Below are 23,138 nucleotides of genomic sequence, written 5' to 3' on the forward strand. Positions count from 1 at the left end.
TATGTAATTTTAAATAATAAAATATTTTTCGAGGTGACCATAATGATTAAGAAGTTATCTTTACTACTTTTAATTGCAATGCTGGCTGTAGTGGCTGTAGCTTGTGGAGCAGATAAGGAAAAAGAAGAATCAGGCACGAAGAAAGAAAGTGCTAAAAGCGAAGAAATTACAGTTAAGCACCAACTAGGGGAAACGAAAGTAAAAACAAACCCTAAAAAAGTCGTTGTATTCGATATGGGTGCTCTTGATACTCTTGATAAATTGGGTGTGGAAGTAGCAGCTGTTCCTCATGATGGCCTTCCAAAATACCTTTCTAAATATGAAGGCACAACTGAAAATGCTGGCGGATTAAAAGAGCCTGACTTCGAGAAAATCAACGAAATTGCTCCTGACTTAATCCTGATTTCTGGCCGTCAATCTGAAGCATATGAAGAATTAAGCAAAATTGCCCCTACTGTATTTGTGGGTGTAGATACAACAAAGTATATGGAATCCTTTAAAGAGAACGTAACACTTTTGGGTAAAATCTTCGATAAAAAAGAAGAAGCAGCTAAAGAATTGGCAAGTGTTGAAGAAAACATTAATGCTTTGAAAGAAAAAGCTCCAACTGACAAAACTGGTTTAATCGTTCTTTCCAGCGGTGGAAAAGTAAGTGCTTACGGACCCGATTCAAGATTTGGAATCATCCATGATGTATTCGGAGTACCTGCAGTAGATGATAAATTGGAAGTATCGACACATGGTCAAAGTATTTCTTCCGAATACATTGCTGAAAAGAATCCTGACTACCTATTCGTTGTAGACAGAGATGCGGTTGCCGGCGATGGTGCTGCAGCGAAAACAACAGTTGAAAATGACATCGTGAAAAATACAAAAGCTTTCAAAGAAGGCAACATCATTTATCTTGACCCTAACTACTGGTACTTATCAGGCGGCGGATTAGAATCCGTTGATGAGATGGTTAAAGAAGTTTCAAAAGGTCTTAAGTAATATAAATATGGTTTAAAGCAATCCTGTCCTCGATCGAGGGCAGGATTTTTTATTTTTTTATAATAAAGCTGACTGGAAATATATATACATAACAAGAGTTCAAAAATTCATTTGGATTGGACATCATAATAGATGAGGAAATTAAACGTGTGTATATAACGGCTTATAGCGTCTTCCTATCTCAAGTAGGGGAAAATGGACAAGGGCTAATATAACACGCCTTTTGTAGGCTGCCAGGGCCCATTTGAGAGGTCTCGAAAGAAAATAAGGACTACATTACACAACCGAGGGGAAAAGTTTCTTCCTATTATAATGCCGCTTTTGTTTAAAATCATGATGTACGTTCTTGCATGAATGTTTCAGGATGGCTTTTGCACTTTTAATTTCAGTAAATAGTGGAAAATATAACCTTTAATGGGTTGAAAAATATCCACGATAAGTAAATAATGGACATCGATTAAACATAAGAAAAATCGAATTGGCGATGCTTTTCTCTTAAGGGTATAAAGGAAATACTTGATGCCATTTACTTTCAAGGGGAGATTAAAATAAAAAAGGAAAAATTTTAATGAAAAGAAATCAATACGGGAATGCTGTCGATATTACGCGAACTGGAAGAATGAAACAAGCTTCAAAACATTTGTTACATAATGGAATTTCAGAGTGTGAGGATCAGTTAGAAAAATGGGGGAGGCTAGGGCAGGCATTTGTTTTGAAAGGGATTTAAAAGCACGAGGGAACCTGCCACAATGCAGCTGTCGAATTATCGGGAAAGGAATCCTGGGTATAGCTAATAGCTTTCAAAGATCCAAGAATAATATCTTTACATATTTTGTAATGTGCTGGTGTTTTTATAAAGAGTCGTTTATAATGGTAAAAGCCTGAAGGACGTAAAACTTATAAGTGACTGTCATCAGCAGTCACCCCAAAAAGTTACGGTGATATTTATTGGATTAAGACATTGAGTTCCTATATATTTGTTATAGGCGCGCTGAGCATTTGAGACGGGCGAAGCTCTGTTATTTTTTCAAAGGCTTGTTCATAAGCTAAAGAAGTATTCTGGATATAAGAGTTATGGATGTGACAAAAGGTGGTTTTCACAATCTTGACTATCCGAGTGTAAGAATGCTATCATAAGTTTTGCGATTTTCCGTCTTTTGTAAGCATGTAAAAATTTATATAAATAAACCACTAGATTAATAGAGGTGAAAGCATGAATAATTTTCTTAAAAAAAGCCGGCATTTATTTGCAGATAACATACTAGGCTTTTTCTTTATTGCAGTAGTCTTGTTTTGGATAAAAACTTATATTGGATATCGAGTTGAATTTAACTTAGGTCTTGAAAATGGCCTGCAACAGTTCTTACTGTTCATAAACCCGATTAGCTCAGCCATTTTATTCTTTGGCCTGGCACTATTGGCTAAAGGGAAAAAATCGTTTAAATGGATCATCAGGTTAAACTTATTGTTGTCACTATGGTTATTTTTCAATATTGTTTACTACCGTTCATTTACCGATTTCATTACAATACCAACCTTGACGCAAGTGCAAAATGCCGGGGATTTGGGACCGAGTATTTTAGAATTATTTAAAGCTCATGATGTATTTTATTTCCTTGATACGGTTCTTTTGATTGTATTGTACAGATTCAAAGGCTTTAAAGTGGAAGACTTCAAAGTTAAACGCCGTACAGTTGGAATGGTTTACCTAGCGGGACTTGCAATTTTCGCAATCAATTTAGGACTTGCTGAAAAGGATCGCCCGCAATTATTATCAAGAACATTTGACCGGAACTATATCGTCAAATATTTGGGCATGTTCAACTATACGGTATATGATGCCGTTCAGAATACTAAAACATACGCTCAGCGTGCAACTGCAAACAGCACGGATATCGCAGAAGTGGTCAACTATACAAAGGCAACAAGCGCTGAACCGAACCCTAAGTATTTTGGTGCAGCTAAAGGGAAGAATGTCATCTATCTGCATTTGGAATCCATGCAGAATTTCTTGATTGATTATAAATTGAATGGGGAAGAAGTAACTCCATTTCTTAACTCACTTGCACATGATAAATCAGATTTCATGCACTTTGATAATTTCTTCCATCAAGTAGGCCAAGGTAAAACGGCGGATGCAGAATTCATGCTTGAAAATTCACTGTTCGGTTTACCACAGGGGGCAGCATTCACAAACAGATCCCAAAATACGTATCAAGCAGCACCAGCGATTTTAGGACAACAAGGATACACATCTGCTGTGTTCCATGGTAATTACAAATCTTTCTGGAACCGGGACAATATGTATAAGTCTCTTGGTTTTAATCAGTTCTTCGATGCAAACCATTATAATATGGAAAATAAAGAGGAAGTACTAAGTTATGGATTAATGGATAAGCCTTTCTTTAAAGAATCGATTCCAATGTTAGAAACGCTTAAACAGCCTTTCTATACAAAATTCATAACAGTATCTCATCATTTCCCATATGCCATGGACCAGGAAAAAGCAACAATCGGTAAACAAACGACAGGCGATGCTTCGGTTGATAATTACTTCCAGACTGCACGCTATGCCGATGAGGCGCTTAAAGAGTTTTTCGATTATCTGAAGGAATCTGGTCTATATGATAACTCGGTAATCGTAATGTACGGAGATCACTATGGTATTTCCGAAAACCATAAAGAAGCCATGTCGAAAGTGCTTGGCAAGGATGTTGGCGCATTTGAGAATGCCCAATTGCAACGTGTACCATTATTGATTCATGTTCCAGGTGTTGAAGGCGGGGAAATGCACCAATACGGAGGACAGATTGACCTACTTCCGACTTTATTGCATCTGTTAGGTGTTGAATCTAAAGATTATGTACAATTCGGTTCGGATTTATTGTCAAAAGATCATAATGAAGTAGTACCTTTCAGGAATGGCGATTTTGTAACACCAGATGTCACTTCCATTAAAGGGAAATACTACGATACGGATACAGGGGAATTGGTCGAGGAAAATGATGACATCCTCAATTATAAAAAGAGAGCTGAAACGATGCTCAATTTATCCGATAAAGTAGTGAACGGGGACTTACTCCGTTTCTATACTCCAAATGGTTTTAAACCGATAGACCCTACTGATTATGATTACACATATGATGAAGAAGGTTCAAAGGAAGATAAGACCGATAAATAAGGCTTTACGAAAAAACAGGCAGGAAGCAAAGGCTTCCTGCCTGTTTTTTATATGCATTAGATCATGCTTGATTGGTCATCATGGCAATATACTTTTTTATTTCTTCAGGCTTTCCTGCATACTTTTCTTCACGCTTTACGTCTTTCAACATTTTATCTTTTGCTTTCATCAGGATTTCTTCACCCATAGCTTGTGGCACGACGACGACACCATCTACATCCCCTATGATAATATCACCTGGAAATACGGTGACACCTCCACATGAGATCGGGATATTGGTTTCCCCTACACCGGCCTTACCACTTGATGCAACGGTCGTCCCTTTACTGAATACAGGGAAATTCAGATCTTTGATGGCTTTCAGATCACGAATGACACCATCGACTACGAGAGCGCCAATTTCCATAGTCTGCATCATGCCTACAACAAAGTCCCCAGCTATTGCCCGGTATGTATCTCCTTTGCTATCAACGACTATTATATCGCCCGGACGAGCCTCACCGATTGCTTTCAAGACGGCAGAATTATCACCTACGGGCACCTGTACCGTTAAAGCTCTTCCTGCAACATGATATTCTTCTTTTAAGGGTTTAATGCCCGATTCCAGATTGTTCAATCCTTCCATTGCATCCGAAATGGCTGTGGTTGGTAAATTCCTGAACTGTTGAATAAGAGTATCCATGAATATGATCCCTCCTTGAGTGTTTGAATATAGCCTAATTATACACAATTATCACAATTTTCTAATCATTAATTTCAAGGCGTTTTATTCAAGAATGATAAATGTGGAGAAGTGATATATGGAGGGTGAGGGAGCGTATGACTCAAGGAGTTCAAGGCAAATCCCTGTTTAATCAAACGTTTGATTAAACTTTATGGGACGGGAGGGTAAAATGAAATCCCCTTTTGCAGCATGTGTGATAGCCTTGGTTGGACATAGTCTTTCTAGATAGGGATCATGTTATATCGTTTAGAAAAAGTACCTGTAGACTGGATTCGAATGAGTGTGGATCATTCATCTCTCGACGCCTATTTCAAAAACAGAGGGTAACTGACCAAATAAAGAGCGGTTATAAGGATATCATCGAGTATCGGTTTTTCATGTTCATGAATGGAGTATACTATAAGCTGCTGTGTGCAGCCTTCAAGTTCCGTATGTGTATAATAGTTTGTTTCATTCCCTAGTGTCACCAAGCGGAAAATGTCAGTATTCCCTCTAACCTCTTCCTGATACGAATGCAAGTGTAGCGAAGAGGTATTTAATGGAGCCTGTTTACGGATGTTCACTAATGAGGAATCAACATTCGTCAAAGTAAGAGCAATACCAAGACAGAGGTTGCCAATGTAAGCCAAATTGGACTTAAAATTTCTGGATGAATGATTAAAAAAATGATTCCTGCTATGGTGGCAGCCTGCTGTATCGTTAGGTGTTTAATAAAGTGTATCCCAGCTTTAAAACAGGCTTTAAGCAGAGGCATATGATTCATTTTCATTCCTCCTTTTTCTTTCTTTCAATAATATGACCAGGCATAAAAGAAAATACATGGGGAATCGTTTTCTGCTTAAGTGTTACGGGTATAGTAAAGGTAAATAATGAAGGAGGAATCATAGGTGATTATTGTTTACATTAGTCTTGCCCTCTTTATCGGATCAATTATCTATTTAGCTTTTTTCGCTTTCAAAACATTTAAGGAAACGAAGCCGACAATCGAAAATGTGACTGAAACGGTTACGCGCATTCAGGCAAAAACAGATCAGATTAAATCAGAGACAGATCAACTCGCCATGACACAGCAAGAAATCACTGAAGATGTACAATATAAAAAAGAGGCCGTTCAATATACAGTCGATGCTGCTAAACAAACACCTGAGCCCTTTAAACATATTTGGTTTTCAATTAAAGGTGACAAGTTAAAGCTAAGAAACAGAAGCGATGCATAATAAAATGATTAACAGGAATGGTCCAACAGTAATGTATAAAACGGAGGGAAAAAGCCCAGGAGGTTATGATTCATGACCTTTTGGGCTTTTCCTGTAATTGGATGGATTCAAGTGGTTTAGTGTTCGTTGGTTTTGGTAGGAATTATCAGTCTGAAGGTCATTTCTTGTGAATAATCAACCCACTCCTTGCAAATAGTAATGTTAAACAATTTGAGAGGAGTGAAAAAATGAATTACAAAGCGATAGTATCAAGTGCGATGATGCTTCTACTGATTACTGGTTGTGCTACGAATAATAAGGAAGGTGCCAGTGAGAATCTTGGTCTGAATCGTACTAATCAGAATAATTATGATAATCCGATGAAGGTTAGCGACACAAGGCAAAATATAAATGATAATCAAAATAATGATAATGGCGTAAACGATATGAGGGTATCTGATGATATCTCAAATCGCGTCGAAGCCTTGAAGGATATAAAGAGCGCCAAAGTCATTGTGACTGACCATCATGCATATGTAGGTGCTGTATTAAATGACGATGCAGATAACGATAAGGATATCTCGGATGACCTGAAAAAAAGAGTAGCTGATGCAGTAAGGGGAGCCGACCCATCTGTAGACAAAGTGTATGTGTCGACTAACCCTGACTTTGTTCAAAGAATGAATGGATATGTGAATGACATTCAGAATGGAAAACCCGTTGCAGGATTCGTTGATGAGTTCCGTGAGCTTGTAACACGCATTTTTCCAAGCTCAAGGTAAAAGGTGAAAAATTAAATGAATGAAAAACAAAGACCTATCCGAGGATTTATTCCTAACTCCGGATAGGTCTTTTCCTGTTTTAAGGAATGAAATAACCATGGGTAACACAATCGGATCGGTCTTATGGATATCGGCATTCATGACTAACTTTATAGAGGGTGGTTACAATAATTGGGTAAGCTAAAAAACAAAAGGACAGGGAATAGGAGGTGGAGTAATGAAGTTTTTTAAGGGCAAAGAGGAAACGGATGCAACAGCTTTTCAGGATAATTCTAATGATTTTTATGAACTGCTTAAAAGGTTTGAAGCATCCAATGATTTTCTTACCTTCCAATTCCCGAATGAAGATGGGTATACCATTTCCTACTTTAAATCACTGGCTAGTGCTCAACAGCTCCACGAACAAGTATTGGCGGTCATCTCTAATCAACCAAAAAAGGATCTACAACAATTAAAAGACGATATTCCAATGGAAGATATAAAAGAGACAACGGATATAAGCGTCATTAAAAGGTTGGTTTTGGCGGGTTCGATCATGATCCGATACAAAAAATCTGATGAAAAGTGTTTGCTGATTCCATGCGGTCACAGTGTGAAAAGGCAAACATCCATACCTGAGTCGGAATATACGGTCGCTGGCCCTAAGGAAGCCTTTGTTGAATCACTTGATACGAATTTGAATCTAATTCGTAATCGGCTGCCCATTCCTGAATTGCAGTCCAAGGAATTTCGGGTAGGGAGCATCTCACAAACAAGGTTAGTCGTTCTTTATATAGATGGCATTGTTAATCAGCAGCTCATTGATACAGTCATGCAAAGAATAGATGATATAGATTATGATACGATCGTCGATATTTCGTTTGTAGGCCAGATGATCACGGATAATCGAAATTCGATGTTTCCGCAGCTCATTGATACTGAACGTCCTGACCATTTGGCCAGTGTATTATCGGAAGGGAAAATAGGGATAATGCTTGATGGGTCGCCACATGCATTAATTGGCCCTAACACCATCATTTCGTTTTTTTCGTCATTTGAAGATTATTTTCAAATTTGGAATCTTGGTACTTCATTTCGTTTGATTCGTCTTTTCGCCGTCCTCTTTTCCATTTTATCTTCTCCTCTGTATGTTGCCGTTTTAACCTATCATTATCAGGTGATCCCGACAGATTTGTTGCCCATTTTGATATCCTCCAGGGGAGTGATCCCTTTTCCGCCGATCTTGGAAGCAATCGTTCTTGAAGGAACTATTGAATTACTGAGGGAAGCGGCGGTAAGGCTTCCTGCTAAGGTTGGCTCCACCATCGGTATTGTTGGGGGTATCGTCATTGGTTCAGCCGCTGTTGAAGCAGGGTTTGTCAGTAATGTCCTATTGATGCTTGTCGCTTTGGCTGCCCTTGCTTCATTTACGTTGCCGATTTACCAAATCAGTAATACGATTCGTCTGATCCGCTTCCCTTTTCTATTTGCAGCTCAATTATACGGACTGTTTGGATTGGCTTTATGCAGTGCATTCATTTTAAGTCATTTATTGAAATTGACGTCGCTTGGCAGTCCATATTTAGAACCTCTTTACCCGTTAAGGTTACCTGACTTTAAAGATAGTTTAATTCGCCTGCCTTTTTCAAAGCAGATAAAACGCCCACAATTTCTGCGGACGGAAGATCGAATAAGGATAAGAAAGAAGGAAAAAACTCAAAACTCTCAAAGTGATATTGATGAATAAGACGTAGAAAGCGGTGAGTAGCATGGAAGTGAAACCAAATGAAACGAAATTAATTTCTCCCTTTTTAGTTTTTTTCCTCATGCCCGGTATGCAGATTGGAGTAGGGATATTGGGATTTGAACGGGTCATAGCGAAAGAAGCTGGGCAAGATGCCTGGATATCCGTCATAATTTCAGGATTAATCATAAATATTCTTCTGTGGATGTGCTACAAAATTTTAGGCAGGGGTCCACAAACGCTTGATTTGATCGCCATCCATCAAGATTTGTTTGGTAAATGGGTAGGAAATGGTTTCAATATTTTGTTCATCCTCTACTTTATCTTGATTTCCATCATTATTATCAGGACTTATTTAGAAGTCATTCAGGTTTGGATGTTCCCTAGTGTTAATGTTCTCATGCTATTAACCATCATTCTTATTCTCGTTTATAGCTATGTTGTAGGAGGGTTCAGGGTCATTACTGGCTTTTGTATAATCGGACTTATTATCGGATCGCCGTTATTCCTTTTGAATTATTTCCCACTTAAGCATGCCCACTTCGGAAACTTGGGTCCCTTTCTTGATCATTCTTTTTTGGAAATCATGAAGGCTTGTAAGAAAATGACCCTGAACTATCTTGGTTTTGAATTGATCCTGATTTTTTATCCATTCATAAAAAGGCGTGAACACTCTCAAAAGTGGGCCCAATTAGGGGTGGTGTGTACAATGTTGATTTACTTAGTAACCATTATTGTTTCATTAGCCTACTATCATCAGGAACAGCTGAAGGATGTAATTTGGGCAACTTTGACGTTATGGAAAATTGTAGACCTTCCATTCATTGAAAGGTTCGAATACATAGGGGTTTCCGTATGGATGTTCATGGTTCTCCCGAATGTTTGCCTAGGGATATGGGCAGCGAGCAGAACAGCAAAAAGGGTATTCGGGGTTAGACAGAGGAAGATGCTAGTTATCATCCTGCTTGTCATTTTAGTGTCCTGTTTTTTCTTGGATAACCGCGTTAAGATCGATAGGTTTAACACACTCTTTTCTCAAATAGGTTTTTATATCATTTATTTGTACATTCCTCTTTTATTCTTATGGCAGTCGATCGTTTATAAAGTAAGGGGTCATAAACCATGAAATTCCATTTGCTCTTGATTACATTAGGTTGCTTCTTAATGACGGCTTGCGGGGTGGAAAAGCAAATATTAGAAGATGTTTTAATTGCTGAAATCGTTGGTTATGATGATGCCGGCAGTAATAAAATTAAAGGTACGGTTGTTGTCAGCGTTCCTCAGCCTGGTGAGGAAAGTCTGGGTAAGGAAGTATATGAAGCGATCACCCATGATGTAAAGGCAGCTCGTCAGCAAGAAAATGCCAAAACACCATTTCCAATTGTCGGCGGGAGACTGACAGTCATTCTTTATGGCGAAGAATTGGCAAGAAAAGGTTTGAATGATTACGTCGATACATATAGGCGAGACCCAATGGTGGGACGGGATTTGTATTTAGCGATCGTCCATGGAAAAGCGGAGGATTTAGTTAAAATGGAACCGAAATTAATTAAAACTCCAGGGGTTCAAGTGAAAGAGTTGATCGAACAGAATATCAGGACTAATTTACCTGATGTAGATTTGCACAGGTATTTATATGCATGTCATGGTAAAGGAATTGATCCGGTCTTGCCGCTATTGGAAATAGCGGAAGAGAGAATACGGGTAAAAGGAATCGCCCTATTTAAAAGGGACAGGTATATTGGTAAATACATTCCTTATGAGGATGGATTTTTATTCAAGGTCCTTAGTGAAAACTTTAAGCTGGGGAGCTATGAGATTAAATGGAAGGAAAATGAATATACAGAAATCAATAACGTGGAATCAAAAGTCCATTATGATATTTCGAATGCAAATCAAAATCCGAAGGTCAGGATTGAAGTGAATTTAAAAGCGAATCTGCTAGAGGTTCAAGGTTATGACTTGGGCAATCCGGTTGACGTGAAAAAAATTGAAGCTAAAGCAGAACATGTCATGGGTGAAAAATTAAATGAGATGGTAACCATGTTTCAGGATAACAATATAGATCCGATTGCACTTGGTGATATGGCTAAAAATAAAACAAGGGATTTCAATCTAAAACATTGGGAGATAGCATATCCTCATATTCCAATTGAAGTGGATCTGGATATTGAAATGATTCAAACGGGAATAGCGGAATAAAAGAAGAATATTCTGAAGTTTTCCTCTTTATAATAGGGGTATTGGTGTAAATGTCAATGCGTTTAAAGAAGGGAGGAAAGGCATGTACAAAACATGGTGGAAAGAGGCAGTTGTGTATCAAGTGTACCCCCGGAGTTTTATGGATAGTAATGGAGATGGGATAGGGGATTTAAATGGCATATTGATGAAACTAGATTATTTACAGGAGTTGGGTGTGAATGTGTTATGGCTCTCACCTGTTTATCAATCTCCTAATGATGATAATGGGTATGATATCAGTGACTATCAATCAATCATGACAGAATTCGGAACCATGACTGATTTTGAATTGTTGCTGAAGGCCGTGCATGAACGAGGAATGAAAATCATAATGGATCTTGTGGTCAATCATTCCTCGGATGAACATTCTTGGTTCATGGAATCCCGATCCTCAAAAGATAATCCAAAGCGTGATTTTTATATTTGGAAACCTGGGAAGAATGGAGCCGAGCCAAATAATTGGGAGTCCATTTTTAAAGGTTCGGCATGGGGATATGATGAAGGAACGGATGAATTTTATTTACATCTATTCAGCAAGAAACAGCCGGATTTAAACTGGGAGAACCCTAAGCTTCGTGAAGAAATCTACAGCATGATGACCTGGTGGTTGGATAAAGGTGTCGATGGTTTTCGGATGGATGTCATCAACTTCCTCTCAAAGGATCAGAGCTATTCAGATGGAACCGTTCATCATGAGAAGAAGTATGGCGATGGAAGTCCTTTTTTCCTGAATGGCCCGCGTATACATGAGTTTTTACAGGAAATCAATCATCGGGTCCTATCTGGATATGACGTGATTACCGTTGGGGAAATGCCAGGCGTCACCCCGGAGGAAGCGCAATTGTTCACAGGAAAAGATCGTAATGAGCTACATATGGTCTTTCAATTCGAACATATGGATTTGGGGGGCGGACCAGCAGGGAAATGGAGTAACGATAAGTGGAAGCTAAGCGATTTAAAGCGTATTCTATCCAAGTGGCAAACTGGTTTAGAGGGCAATGGCTGGAACAGTTTATACTGGAACAACCATGATCAGCCCCGGATTGTCTCAAGGTTTGGGAACGATGGAAAGTACCGTATTGAAAGCGCAAAGATGCTTGCCGCTTGTCTTCATATGCTTCAAGGGACACCATATATATATCAAGGGGAAGAGCTGGGCATGACCAATGTTGCATTTGAAAGCATGGATGAATACCGGGATATCGAAACGCTGAATTCATATGACGAACTCGTCAATTCACATGGCTGGTCAAAAGAGCGGATGATGTCAGCCGTCCATGCTCGCAGCCGGGATAATGCGAGGACACCGATGCAGTGGAATGACTCCCGGAATGCAGGATTCACGAAAGGGATTCCTTGGATTAAGGTTAATCCGAATTTTCCCGAGATTAATGCAGAAAGAGCCTACAATGATCAGAATTCCATTTTTCATTTTTATAAACGTCTTATCCAATTACGCAAACAGCATGAAATCATCGTTTACGGCCGTTTTGAACTGCTCTTGCCCGATGATGAACGAATATTTGCCTATACGAGAACGCTTGATGATGAAAAGCTGCTGGTGCTATGCAACTTTAAAGAGGAGCATGCCTCCTTTTCTTTGCCAGAAGAGCTACATTCCTATTCTAGTACAAGGCTGATCGGCAATTATGAACAGGAGGGAGAGGGGATCTCCATCAAACCTCTGAGTCCATATGAATGTCGTGTTTATCATTTGAAATGAAAAAAGGACATGGTCTCCTTCATTTGAGGAGACCATGTCCTTTTTACGTACTATTTTGATTTAAGATCACATTCCTCAAGGGGAATGATTTTCGTTTTGTGCTTAATTTTATAGCCGAACCATAGGACGAAGAATAGAACCAAGCCAATGTAGGAAACGAACATTGAATTCCAGTCGATCCCGTTGCTGCTGAAAGCCTGATAGCCTTGCCCAATGATAATGATAATACATAGAACAAGTGCGAATATAGGCCCGAATGGGAAGCCTTTGGCCCTGTATGGTAAAGCATTCAAATCAAGGCCTTGAGCTGCGTAGGCTTTGCGGAACCGATAGTGGGCAAGCGCTATCCCGACCCATGTTACGAATCCAGCCATACCTGAAGCATTCAATAACCAGATATAAACGACACCATCTCCGAAAAATGAAGCTGAGAATGCAACGCAGCCAACTAAAGAAGTCACGATAAGTGCATTCACGGGTACTCCTCTTTTATCTAACTTTCCAAGGAATTTTGGCGCTTTCCCATCACGTGCCAAGTCCCAGAGCATACGAGTTGAAGCGTACATGCCAGAGTTACCGGCAGAGAGTACGGATGATAAAATGATCGCGTTCATGATGGATGCTGCAAATGCAAGGCCAGCACGTTCAAATACGAGCGTAAATGGACTGACGGCAACATCTTGACTCAATAAACGTGAATCAGTAAACGGAATGATCATACCAATTACAAAAATGGCAAGGATATAGAATAAAATGATGCGCCAGAAAACGGATCTGATCGCCTTTGGGATATTTTTTTCTGGATCTTCGCTTTCACCAGCCGTCACTCCAAGCAATTCCGTTCCTTGGAACGAGAAACCGGCAGCCATGAAAACGCCTAAGATCGTGAAGAAACCACCGTTAAAGGGGCCATCACCCATAGTGAAATTTGAAAAACCAATTGGGTCATTCCCACCCATGATTCCGAGAATGATCAGAACCCCAGTGATCAAGAAAATGACGACTGTCACGACTTTGATCATAGCAAACCAGAACTCGGCCTCGCCAAAACCTTTAACGGACATATAATTAATAAGAAACATAATGATTAACGCGATACCACTCCAGATAAAGGAAGGACTATCAGGAAACCAGAACTTCATAATTAAGACAACGGCTGCCAATTCGGCGGCAATGGTGATTGCCCAGTTATACCAGTAGTTCCATCCAATCGCAAAACCGAAAGACGGGTCGACGAATTTGGAAGCATAAACACGGAATGAACCGGCCACCGGCATGAACGATGCCATTTCTGCGAGACTTGTCATTAAATAATAAACCATGATGCCGATGACCGCGTATGCCACCAAGGCACCGCCAGGTCCGGCCGAATGAATCGCACCGCCACTTGCTAAAAATAAACCTGTTCCAATCGTTCCACCCAATGAAATCATCATTAAGTGCCGCGCTTTCAGGCTCCTTTTCAATTCAGTAGGGCTTGATGCTTTTTGTGAATTTGACAATTGATGTTACACTCCTTTTTATTGGAAGGGAACGAAATATAAAAAAACAGCAGTCGAAAAAGATCGACGGCTGTTTATAATAAACCCGTTTATCCTTCCGAAGATAGCTCCCCACGTTTTTAGAAAAACGTGACAGTGATGTTCCTGTTCGGTAACACCGCCAGCAAGGATATACATGGAATATACCCAAACTTCGGCAACTTATCCTTTCAAACGGAGTCTTGAATTTTCCAGAATCTCGTCCGTTTTACTTTTATAAGCTGCAGCCTCTAACTCATCGGTAAATGAGGAAGTATTCAATTTTCTTAAATCGTCGCGCCAGCATTGTTGACGTCGTACGATATTACTCAAGATATTCCTGAAATCATTAATTGATTGCTAGTAATTGAGTAAAGTTTACTATATCAAAATTATAAAATATTCTAATAGATATCGCAATCATTATTTTATGTGGTTATTTTTTCCTAGTTCTAGAAGGGTTGGCAAAAGGAAATAATCAAATTGCGACATACAAAAATAACATTAAACGCTCTTTCTTTTTATAAGGGCGTAGTCCAGCTTCACATGTTCGATTACTTCAGGATTCTCAAATAGATCCACTGCCATTTTACCGATCCATTCCAGCGGCAAGGAAATGGTCGTGATGTCGAGCATCTCACTAAGGCTATCATTATTGAAGCCGAGGATGGCGACATCGTTTGGAACTGTTATTCCCGATTTCTTAGCAGTAAGAATGAATCCAGCAGCCGTGTCATCATTAGTGATGATGATAGCTTCCGGTTTATCCATCATCGAATTCCACACCTGAAACAATTGTTCACCGTCTTTGATGTGATAACTGCCTTCAAACTGCCATTCTTTATTGTTTATAAGTTGATGATTTCTCATGATATCATTAAAGGCCTTTGTTCGAAGAAAACTGTTCCTGCTCTTTTTACGGCCGAGACTGTAACCAATCTTCTTATATCCTTTAGCAATCACGTATTCAAGGGCACAGGAAAAGGCTGCATAATGATCTATGCTGATCGACGATAATTCAGCCTGGGCTGTATCTTCACATAAAATAATCGGACCGTATTTTTGATATTCCAATAGGACTTTCATTTCCGAAATTCTTGAACAAACGATAATGCCATCAAGTTGCTTCATTTGCAGCATATTCAACGCTTGAATTTCTTTCTCTCTTTCATAATGGGTTTCAAAGATGACTATATGGCAGCCTATTGCGTTAGCCTGCTTAGTAATTCCGTGCACGATTGCCCCGTAATAGGGGTGATTGGTGAAAGGGATGATAATGCCGATAAGATTCGTTTTGCCCTTCGAAAGATGTATGGCATTGATGTTTCTTGAGTAATTCAAGCGATCGATGGCTTGTAAAACGCTCTCTCTTTTATCAGGGCTTACATATGGATGATTATTCAATACGCGAGACACTGTTGAGACAGATACACCTGCAAATTGAGCGATTTCTTTAATATTTGTCATAGGATCACCGTTTTTTCTTTTTTTATATTGTACCGTATGAAACCCATTTCAGAGCAAGAGAGCAGAATAAGGCTACTGAAGATTTTTACAGAAAGGGTCTTGTTCTGGTATGGGTTTCATCCTTTAAGATTGGTTTAAGTCTTAGAGGAGGAGGAAATCATGATGGTCCAAACTTTAATCAGCCTGATTGTACTTTGCGGTATCGAATTGGGATTGGCGTACTTGGCAATATCTTTGAAGCCGGAAAAATGATGGAGCAGTACAAGCTTGATACTACTATGAAAATATCCCCCTTGAAATCCGCGATTACTCGTGAGTTTTAGCGTTTTACTCGTGAAAACCGCGCATTTACTCGCGAATTTCACGTCGTCCCATCATAAACATTAGAAAAAAGCTTCCCTAGTTTATATTCACCATAACAACTCCACAATATAAATATAACTTCATCGTTACGTTTCATGTACCTATAGAAATGACTGACTGTCTGGAAGCTCCCTAGTAGAGATTCCAGACAGTTTTTGCTGTGTGTAAAAGACATTGGCCTTTTTGAAATGTTAAAAAAGAGTTGCACTTTTTTTGTATAATTGTGTATAGTATAAAATAAGTTGTACAGAGGAAACTTTTTAGCATTTACGACAATGTAAAAAAATTTACACTTAATTTTGCATACGGTAAACATTTTTAGGGAAACGAAAAAGGGGAGGGAATATGATGGGTTTTCTAAAATCTATTGGGGGCGTTCTTGCTGCAATGCTGATTTTAACGGGGTGCGGCAATGACACGACCAAACAGGATAAGGACAATGGCAAGTTGAACGTAGTTGCTACGACAGGAATGATAGGGGACTTGGTTGAGAATATTGGCGGTAAACATGTCGAGGTCACCAGTTTAATGGGACCCGGAGTGGATCCCCATCTTTATAAAGCGACACAGGGCGATGTGAAGACACTGGATTCGGCAGATATGATTTTTTATAACGGGGTCCATCTAGAGGGAAAAATGACGGATATCTTTGAAATGATGAGCAAGGATAAACCGACGATTGCCGTAACGGAGGACTTCAAGGAGGAACAACTCCGTAAAGTGAGTGCAACGGAACATGATCCCCACGTATGGTTTGATGTAAAGCTCTGGATGGTTGCGGCGGAGTCAGTGAAGAAAGAGTTGATTGCCAATGATCCAGATCATGAAGCAGAGTTTCTTGATAATTATGAAGAGTATGTTCAGCAGTTGGAGGAACTTGATAAATATGTTCAAGATGAAATAAATAAAATACCAGAAGACCAACGGGTGCTCGTTACAGCACATGACGCTTTTGGATACTACGGTCAGTCCTATGGTTTGGACGTAAGAGGGCTTCAAGGGATCAATACATTATCGGAATATGGATCAAAAGATGTGACGGATATGCGGAATTACCTTGTGGAGAACAAAATAAAAGCGATTTTCATAGAGTCCAGCGTGCCAAGGAAGGCTATCGAGGCTGTCATTCAAGGAGCTGGGAAGCAAGGGCACAAAGTGAAAATCGGCGGTGAATTATTCTCGGATGCGATGGGTGAAAAAGGGACGGAAGAAGGAACATATATCGGTATGGTCCGTCATAATACAGAAACCATCGTCCATGCTTTGAAATAAGGGGAGGAAAAAAGATGGATCAAGCAGCTTTGAAGGTCGAGAATTTAACGATTGCATATCATAAGAAACCGGTTGTTGAAGATGTCTCATTTGAGGTGCCGGAAGGGAATTTAATCGGTATTATAGGCCCCAATGGAGCAGGGAAATCGACCTTGATAAAGGGAATACTCGAATTGATTCCAAAAATATCGGGAGAAATTACAATAAAGGGATCTACTTATAAATCGATGAGGAAGAGTATTGGCTATGTACCACAGCGGGAATCAGTAGATTGGGATTTTCCAACCAACGCGCTAGATGTAGTGATGATGGGTAGATATGGTCACCTCGGATGGCTGAAGCGACCAGGGAAGGCTGAAAGGCAGAAGGCGATGGAGTGCCTGGATAAAGTGGGGATGGTTGAATACGCTAACCGCCAGATCAGCCAGCTCTCGGGCGGACAGCAGCAACGGATTTTCCTGGCTCGTGCATTGGCCCAGGAAGCGGATATTTATTTTATGGATGAACCGTTCGTAGGGGTAGATGCAGCAACCGAGAAAGCAATCATACAATTGCTGATGGAATTGAAGGGAAAAGGCAAAACCGTTCTTGTTGTGCACCATGATCTATCGACTGTAAAGGAATATTTTGACTGGACGATGTTACTGAATAAAAAGGTGATGAAAATAGGTCCGACAGAAGAAGTTTTCATTCCTGAATACTTACAGGAAACTTACGGAGGCCGCCTGGCGATACTATCAGACACGAAGTCCGGCCTTTTATTAAAATGAGGTGTACACGATGAACATACTGGATATTATTACAGATCCTAATACAAGGTGGATTTTGCTTGGGACGATGTTCCTCGGATTAAGCAGTGGAGTCATCGGCAGTTTCGCCTACCTCAGAAAGCAGTCTTTGCTTGGAGACACGCTCGCACATGCAGCGTTACCCGGAATCTGCGTCGCTTTTATATTAACAGGGGTGAAATCCACTTCCTTCTTTTTGATTGGTGCGGCACTAGCAGGTTTAGTGGCTGTTTTCTTGATCAGTGTGCTCACGAGATACAGTAAGATCAAGCAGGATGCGGCCTTGGGAATTGTTTTATCTTCCTTCTTTGGTTTCGGAATTGTCATGCTTACACAAATCCAGCAGAGCGAGTATGGAAACCAGAGTGGGTTGGATACCTTTCTATTCGGCCAGACGGCATCAATGGTCATGTCCGATGTATATATGATGATGACGGTTTCCTTTATACTCATTTTCACTTGTACCGTGTTTTTTAAAGAATTCAAGCTACTGTCCTTTGACCCTGGTTTTGCCAAGGGGATGGGACTGCCGGTCGTTTTTCTGGATTATTTCATCATGATGCTGATCGTGGCAGCTGTAGTGATCGGTATCCAAGCCGTTGGTGTCGTATTGATGGCATCTCTACTAATCACGCCTGCGGTTTCTGCGAGGTACTGGACAGAGCGGCTGCATATCATGGTCATCCTTTCTGGGATATTCGGAATGTTGAGTGGTGTATCCGGCACGTTAATCAGTACAACTGTCAATGATTTGCCAACAGGACCGTTAATTGTTTTATCAGCGACGGTATGGTTTTTCTTTTCCATGCTTTTTGCACCTAAACGTGGAGTGCTTTCATCTGTATGGAGAAGGGTATCGACGAAAAAGAAATATTCTCTCGAACAGGAAAGAAGGAAAGGGAGCCATCCATCATGAATGATTTTTGGATTATCTTAGTAGGAGCATTAGTGGCGAGTTCATGCAGTGTATTAGGGTGTTTTTTAATAGTCAGGAAAATGACGTTGATAGGGGATGCCATCAGTCATTCCGTGTTACCCGGAATCGTATTGGCATTTTTAATAACCGGGACTCGTGACTCGGTTCCAATGCTGATCGGGGCAGCTGCGCTAGGCTTACTTACAGTATTCTTAATCCAGCTTTTCCAATCGTCGGGCGTTCAATCTGACGCAGCAATCGGGATTGTATTCACATCCCTTTTTGCAACGGGGATTGTACTGGTGAGCTTGTATACACAACAAATAGATTTTGACCTGGAACATGTCCTTTATGGAGAAATTGCCTATACACCCTGGAACACGATGACAATCGGTGGAATCGGGGCCGGACCAAAAGCGGTTTGGATTGTGGGCAGTTGTTTGATCTTGAATCTCATACTGATTTTCCTTTTCTTCAAACAGTTTAAACTCGTTTCCTTTGATCCATCACTTGCGGCTGCAATGGGAATCCCTGTCCTTTTCTTTCATTATTTATTGATGAGCCTCATTTCACTGACTACAGTGGCTTCTTTTGATAGTGTAGGCTCCATTTTAGTGGTGGGAATGCTCATCATACCTGCTGCAACAGCTTATCTGCTGTCAGACCGTTTAAGTCGGATGATTTTGGTTAGTATCGGTGTTGGAATACTGAGTTCTCTCATCGGCTATTATTCAGCTACCGTTTTGGATGCCTCGATATCTGGTTGCATGGTAGGTTCAGCCGCTTTATTATTCGGATTGGCCTTTCTCTTTTCCCCAAGCCATGGACTGGTGAGCAGATTCCTGAAACGGAGGAAGTCAAAGGAATCACATTCATAGTTTCCTCTCCCAGCAGGCTCCATGCGGATAACTTCATGGAGCCTGTAAACTATTCTTCGATATAGTTGTGATTTTATTTGTTTAAAGTATAATGAATAAGTGTATTTAAAGATATATCGCAGGAGCCTTTTTAAGGGAGAGTTAAGTATGGAAGAACAAAATAAATTTTCATCACGAATAGATTTTTCTTTGGTCACAATATTGCTGTTGTTATGCGTTGGAAGTTGCTTAGCAATCTATAGTGCCCAAACGACTGGACAGTACGCTGAAAACTTCTTAATTAAACAAATTTTTTGGTATATAGTGGGGATTGGGATCGTATTAGGTTTTATCACCCTGGATTCTGATCAGTTGAAAAAAATATCTTGGTATGCTTATGGATTCGGATTGTTTTTGTTATTATTGCTGATTCTTATGCCAAGTAGCATCGTACCAAATATAAATGGTGCAAGAAGTTGGTACGTCATTCCGGGAATTGGTTCGATTCAGCCCTCGGAATTCATGAAGGTTTTTCTGATTCTGGCTTTAGCAAATGTCATATCGAACCATCATCTTAAAAACACGCTGAAAACGATTCAAACGGATTTATGGCTGCTTGTTAAAATCGGTCTTGTGACCGGGGGCCCGCTATTGTTAATCATGCAACAGCCGGATTTAGGTACCTCGCTTGTCATCATGTCAATCATGCTCGGAATGGTTTTCATATCAGGGGTATCATGGAAGATTCTCTTGCCGATCGTATCGGGGGGAATTGTCGTTGCTTCCACGATCCTATACTTTGTCCTTTGGAAGCCAGAGCTTCTGGAAAAATACTTAGGGGTAAAATCCTATCAATTCGGACGTATCTATTCTTGGCTGGATCCATATAATTATGCGAGCTCCGAAGGGTATCACTTAACTAAATCCTTACTGGCTATCGGCTCCGGTCAGACCACAGGTAAGGGAATAGGCTCAAGGGAAGTATATCTGCCTGAGAGTCATTCGGATTTCATTTTCAGTATCATCGGTGAAGAATTTGGTTTTATCGGATCAAGCATCATAATATCCTTATTTTTCCTATTGATTTACCACATAACAAAAACGGGAATGGACACGAAAAATAACTTCTATACATATATCTGTGTTGGCGTTATAAGCATGTTGACGTTTCACGTTTTTCAAAATATCGGCATGACGGTAGGCCTTTTACCGATCACGGGCATTCCGCTTCCATTCATCAGTTATGGGGGAAGCTCGTTAATGGGGAACATGATGGCCATGGGCTTAATATTCAGCATTCGGTATCACTATAAGAAGTACATGTTTTCAACGGATATCTAAATTACAAAGCCGGCCCACCACGGGCCGGCTTTCTTTGTAGCAAAAAGACAAAAGGAGCTGAATCCAGCTCCTGCTTGCATGTTTATTGAATGTTTGATCCATATGGGAATTGGCTTTTATATCCGGAAAATTGTTGATACGACTGGCTTAAGCTGGTCGGTTGTGCACTTTCTAAACTATACCATCCTTTTTCGAACATAAGATTGTATAGCTCGCGCTGCATATCATGATTTTCTTTCGAGATGGAGAAGATGTCTTGGAATAACGATTGATTACTCATTTCATGCAAGGCAACGGAAAAGGAGTTACAGAAATACTTTTCAGTAGTAAGCATATCGTTTATAAAATCCCGATCATTCATTTGCGGTGTCTTTGGCACAGGAGTTTCTGGATTTTGGACTTTGTTTTGATTGGGCATCAAGAACCCTCCTTTACTGAAATTGTTGTTGATTCTGATTTTGGTTTGGTGCCAAATGAGTCAGAATGGTATCGTAATGGCGCTGATGCATGAGTCCGCATCGGTTTAATGCATCGATGATTTGCGGGTCCTTGCATTGCGCGGCAAAAAAGTGTGCTTTTTTAATCGCATTCAGATTCCATGCAAGCATATCGGTTAAATATAAACTGTCTTTCACCGAAACCAATTCCGGCGGTTGTTTCATAAAACCGGTGGACTGCTGTGGGCTGTTAAACGAATTTTGCTGTTCCATCATTCTACCTCCTTAAGTGTTCTCTAAACGAATTTAATTTTCCCTTCATGAAATTTTTTATTCTGGCTTCTAAATATCTGAAAAATGAATTAAATGGTAAAATAATCTTGTGCATCTATTTTCCAAAAATGATTTGGAGGGAATGCAGATGGAGCAAATATTAAGAAACCTTTTTCTTTTTTTATCAAAGAATAAAAGCATGACGAAGGCAGCGAAAAAATATGGGTTACGATTTGGGGCATCCCGTTTCGTGGCTGGAAAATCATTGGAAATGGCATCTGCCGTCATTGCAGATTTAAACAGGAAAGGGCTTGCTGTAACCATTGATTATTTAGGGGAATTCATTGAAGATGAAAAAGAAGCAAGGAAGATGGCAGACCAGTGTATAGAAGCGATTCGCATGATTGCCAGAAACAGTCTGGAATCACAGTTATCTTTGAAATTGACTTCGATGGGCTTGGATTTGTCCGAACGAGTCGTGATGAATAATATGCGGAGGATTTTGGATGAAGCCAAAGCACATCAAGTGTTCGTAACACTTGACATGGAAGATTTTCCGCGCTGCAATCCGACTTTGGATGTATTCAAAAACTTAAAGGCTGAATATAATGAATTGGGGACTGTCATCCAAGCATATCTGTATCGGACTGAAAAAGATATCGAGGAGTTGAATGAATACCATCCGAATCTAAGACTTGTTAAAGGAGCTTATAAGGAATCGAGGGAAGTGGCTTTTTCCGAGAAAAATGATGTGGACGAAAATTTCAAGAAAATCATCAAGAAGCATTTGCTGAATGGCAATTACACCGCTGTTGCCACGCATGACGATAAAATCATTGATTATACGAGGGAATTGGTCAAAGAGCACGGAATTCCCGATGATCAATATGAATTTCAAATGTTATATGGCATACGTAATGAGAAGCAGCTAGAACTCGTAAAAGAAGGATATAAGGTAAGGGTATATGTTCCATATGGTACGGATTGGTATGGATACTTCATGCGCCGCCTTGCAGAGAGGCCGGCCAATATTGCTTTCGTTTTAAAAGGTCTATTCAAGAAATAGAGCGAAAGCCGGCCCGGATATGGGACGGCTGCTCAAATTAAGCATTTACTTTTTGAACTGATTGTTTTGGCTGTTCACTTTATTGATCCCATGTTGACGTTCACCGCCAGGGCCAGCATTGCCTTTAACACTTGCTGCACTTACAGCTGCTTTAGAAGGATTATCTTTACGCTTCATTTTATAGTCACCTCCTGCTCGTTATTTTCTACTGAACAGAGGAGAAATAACCAAAGGAACTGTGGATAAAAAATATATTTTTTCCTGTTTAATCATTGCGG

At 40.0% G+C, this 23,138-nt stretch carries 23 protein-coding genes and 1 riboswitch; of the genes, 15 read left to right on the plus strand and 8 right to left on the minus strand.

Translation table 11 applies throughout. The features are described 5' to 3' along the window. Positions 1–45: 45 nt before the first annotated feature. From ACFWE9_RS03485 to ltaS, 3 genes are all read left to right on the plus strand, one after another. Positions 46–990, plus strand: coding sequence for a siderophore ABC transporter substrate-binding protein (locus ACFWE9_RS03485; RefSeq protein ID WP_483878212.1), 945 nt, complete (start codon positions 46–48; stop codon positions 988–990). Positions 991–1,558: 568 nt separating this feature from the next. After that, a complete protein-coding gene (locus ACFWE9_RS03490) occupies positions 1,559–1,717 on the plus strand; it encodes a hypothetical protein (protein ID WP_230161943.1) in 159 nt (52 codons plus the stop codon). Between the two features lie 486 nt (positions 1,718–2,203). Next, positions 2,204–4,171, plus strand: coding sequence for a lipoteichoic acid synthase (ltaS, locus tag ACFWE9_RS03495; protein ID WP_230161941.1), 1,968 nt, complete (start codon positions 2,204–2,206; stop codon positions 4,169–4,171). A gap of 61 nt (positions 4,172–4,232) precedes the next feature. Here the strand turns inward: ltaS and ACFWE9_RS03500 are convergent, their stop codons facing one another. From ACFWE9_RS03500 to ACFWE9_RS03510, 3 genes are all read right to left on the minus strand, one after another. Beyond that, the gene (locus ACFWE9_RS03500; protein WP_230161939.1) at positions 4,233–4,853 is read right to left on the minus strand and encodes an RraA family protein; all 621 of its coding nucleotides are present in this window, start codon (positions 4,851–4,853) and stop codon (positions 4,233–4,235) included. Positions 4,854–5,200: 347 nt separating this feature from the next. After that, entirely contained in the window at positions 5,201–5,482 is a 282-nt protein-coding gene (locus tag ACFWE9_RS03505) for a hypothetical protein (RefSeq protein ID WP_230161937.1), read from the minus strand. Further along, entirely contained in the window at positions 5,479–5,658 is a 180-nt protein-coding gene (locus ACFWE9_RS03510; RefSeq protein ID WP_230161936.1) for a hypothetical protein, read from the minus strand. The genes ACFWE9_RS03505 and ACFWE9_RS03510 overlap by 4 nt, the downstream gene beginning before the upstream one ends. A gap of 124 nt (positions 5,659–5,782) precedes the next feature. Here ACFWE9_RS03510 and ACFWE9_RS03515 point away from each other — a divergent pair, with 124 nt between their 5' ends. From ACFWE9_RS03515 to ACFWE9_RS03540, 6 genes are all read left to right on the plus strand, one after another. Beyond that, complete coding sequence (locus tag ACFWE9_RS03515) at positions 5,783–6,112, plus strand: DUF948 domain-containing protein (protein WP_230161934.1); 330 nt, start codon at positions 5,783–5,785, stop codon at positions 6,110–6,112. Positions 6,113–6,339: 227 nt separating this feature from the next. Next, positions 6,340–6,873, plus strand: a complete 534-nt coding sequence (locus ACFWE9_RS03520; RefSeq protein ID WP_230161932.1) for a YhcN/YlaJ family sporulation lipoprotein — start codon at positions 6,340–6,342, stop codon at positions 6,871–6,873. Positions 6,874–7,090: 217 nt separating this feature from the next. Beyond that, a complete protein-coding gene (locus tag ACFWE9_RS03525; RefSeq protein WP_377355615.1) occupies positions 7,091–8,599 on the plus strand; it encodes a spore germination protein in 1,509 nt (502 codons plus the stop codon). 22 nt (positions 8,600–8,621) lie between these two features. Next, on the plus strand, positions 8,622–9,722 hold the full coding sequence (locus ACFWE9_RS03530; RefSeq protein ID WP_377355617.1) for a GerAB/ArcD/ProY family transporter: 1,101 nt from the start codon (positions 8,622–8,624) through the stop codon (positions 9,720–9,722). Next, on the plus strand, positions 9,719–10,798 hold the full coding sequence (locus ACFWE9_RS03535; protein WP_377355619.1) for a Ger(x)C family spore germination protein: 1,080 nt from the start codon (positions 9,719–9,721) through the stop codon (positions 10,796–10,798). Before ACFWE9_RS03530 ends, ACFWE9_RS03535 begins: the two co-directional genes overlap by 4 nt. Positions 10,799–10,880: 82 nt before the next feature. After that, complete coding sequence (locus tag ACFWE9_RS03540) at positions 10,881–12,560, plus strand: glycoside hydrolase family 13 protein (RefSeq protein ID WP_377355621.1); 1,680 nt, start codon at positions 10,881–10,883, stop codon at positions 12,558–12,560. Positions 12,561–12,610: 50 nt separating this feature from the next. Here the strand turns inward: ACFWE9_RS03540 and ACFWE9_RS03545 are convergent, their stop codons facing one another. Both ACFWE9_RS03545 and ACFWE9_RS03550 read right to left on the minus strand, forming a co-directional pair. Then, a complete protein-coding gene (locus ACFWE9_RS03545; protein ID WP_377355623.1) occupies positions 12,611–14,062 on the minus strand; it encodes an amino acid permease in 1,452 nt (483 codons plus the stop codon). Positions 14,063–14,158: 96 nt separating this feature from the next. After that, positions 14,159–14,342: riboswitch (Lysine riboswitch) on the minus strand. 242 nt (positions 14,343–14,584) lie between these two features. Further along, positions 14,585–15,547: a LacI family DNA-binding transcriptional regulator gene (locus tag ACFWE9_RS03550; protein WP_377355625.1), complete on the minus strand. Its 963-nt coding sequence runs from the start codon at positions 15,545–15,547 to the stop codon at positions 14,585–14,587. 711 nt (positions 15,548–16,258) lie between these two features. Between ACFWE9_RS03550 and ACFWE9_RS03555 the strand changes: the two genes are divergently transcribed. From ACFWE9_RS03555 to ACFWE9_RS03575, 5 genes are all read left to right on the plus strand, one after another. After that, complete coding sequence (locus ACFWE9_RS03555; RefSeq protein ID WP_230161917.1) at positions 16,259–17,182, plus strand: metal ABC transporter solute-binding protein, Zn/Mn family; 924 nt, start codon at positions 16,259–16,261, stop codon at positions 17,180–17,182. Between the two features lie 14 nt (positions 17,183–17,196). Then, positions 17,197–17,952, plus strand: coding sequence for a metal ABC transporter ATP-binding protein (locus ACFWE9_RS03560; protein WP_230161915.1), 756 nt, complete (start codon positions 17,197–17,199; stop codon positions 17,950–17,952). Positions 17,953–17,962: 10 nt separating this feature from the next. Beyond that, positions 17,963–18,886, plus strand: coding sequence for a metal ABC transporter permease (locus tag ACFWE9_RS03565; RefSeq protein WP_230161913.1), 924 nt, complete (start codon positions 17,963–17,965; stop codon positions 18,884–18,886). Then, positions 18,883–19,764 carry a metal ABC transporter permease gene (locus ACFWE9_RS03570; protein WP_377355627.1) on the plus strand — a complete coding sequence of 294 codons (882 nt, stop codon included), beginning with the start codon at positions 18,883–18,885 and terminating at the stop codon, positions 19,762–19,764. Before ACFWE9_RS03565 ends, ACFWE9_RS03570 begins: the two co-directional genes overlap by 4 nt. Positions 19,765–19,911: 147 nt before the next feature. Beyond that, complete coding sequence (locus tag ACFWE9_RS03575; RefSeq protein WP_230161911.1) at positions 19,912–21,084, plus strand: FtsW/RodA/SpoVE family cell cycle protein; 1,173 nt, start codon at positions 19,912–19,914, stop codon at positions 21,082–21,084. Positions 21,085–21,166: 82 nt separating this feature from the next. On the opposite strand, the gene ACFWE9_RS03580 is transcribed toward ACFWE9_RS03575, so the two are convergent. After that, positions 21,167–21,502, minus strand: a complete 336-nt coding sequence (locus ACFWE9_RS03580) for a spore coat protein (protein WP_230161909.1) — start codon at positions 21,500–21,502, stop codon at positions 21,167–21,169. A 13-nt stretch (positions 21,503–21,515) separates the two neighbouring features. Beyond that, a complete protein-coding gene (locus ACFWE9_RS03585; protein ID WP_230161907.1) occupies positions 21,516–21,794 on the minus strand; it encodes a hypothetical protein in 279 nt (92 codons plus the stop codon). A gap of 148 nt (positions 21,795–21,942) precedes the next feature. On the opposite strand from ACFWE9_RS03585, the gene ACFWE9_RS03590 reads away from it, so the two are divergent. Then, complete coding sequence (locus ACFWE9_RS03590) at positions 21,943–22,860, plus strand: proline dehydrogenase family protein (protein WP_377355632.1); 918 nt, start codon at positions 21,943–21,945, stop codon at positions 22,858–22,860. Between the two features lie 45 nt (positions 22,861–22,905). On the opposite strand, the gene ACFWE9_RS03595 is transcribed toward ACFWE9_RS03590, so the two are convergent. Then, positions 22,906–23,037, minus strand: a complete 132-nt coding sequence (locus ACFWE9_RS03595; protein ID WP_083232278.1) for a YuzL family protein — start codon at positions 23,035–23,037, stop codon at positions 22,906–22,908. Positions 23,038–23,138: the final 101 nt, after the last annotated feature.

The sequence above is a fragment of the Peribacillus sp. NPDC060253 genome (assembly GCF_042727425.1).
Taxonomy (GTDB): Bacteria; Bacillota; Bacilli; order Bacillales; family DSM-1321; genus Peribacillus.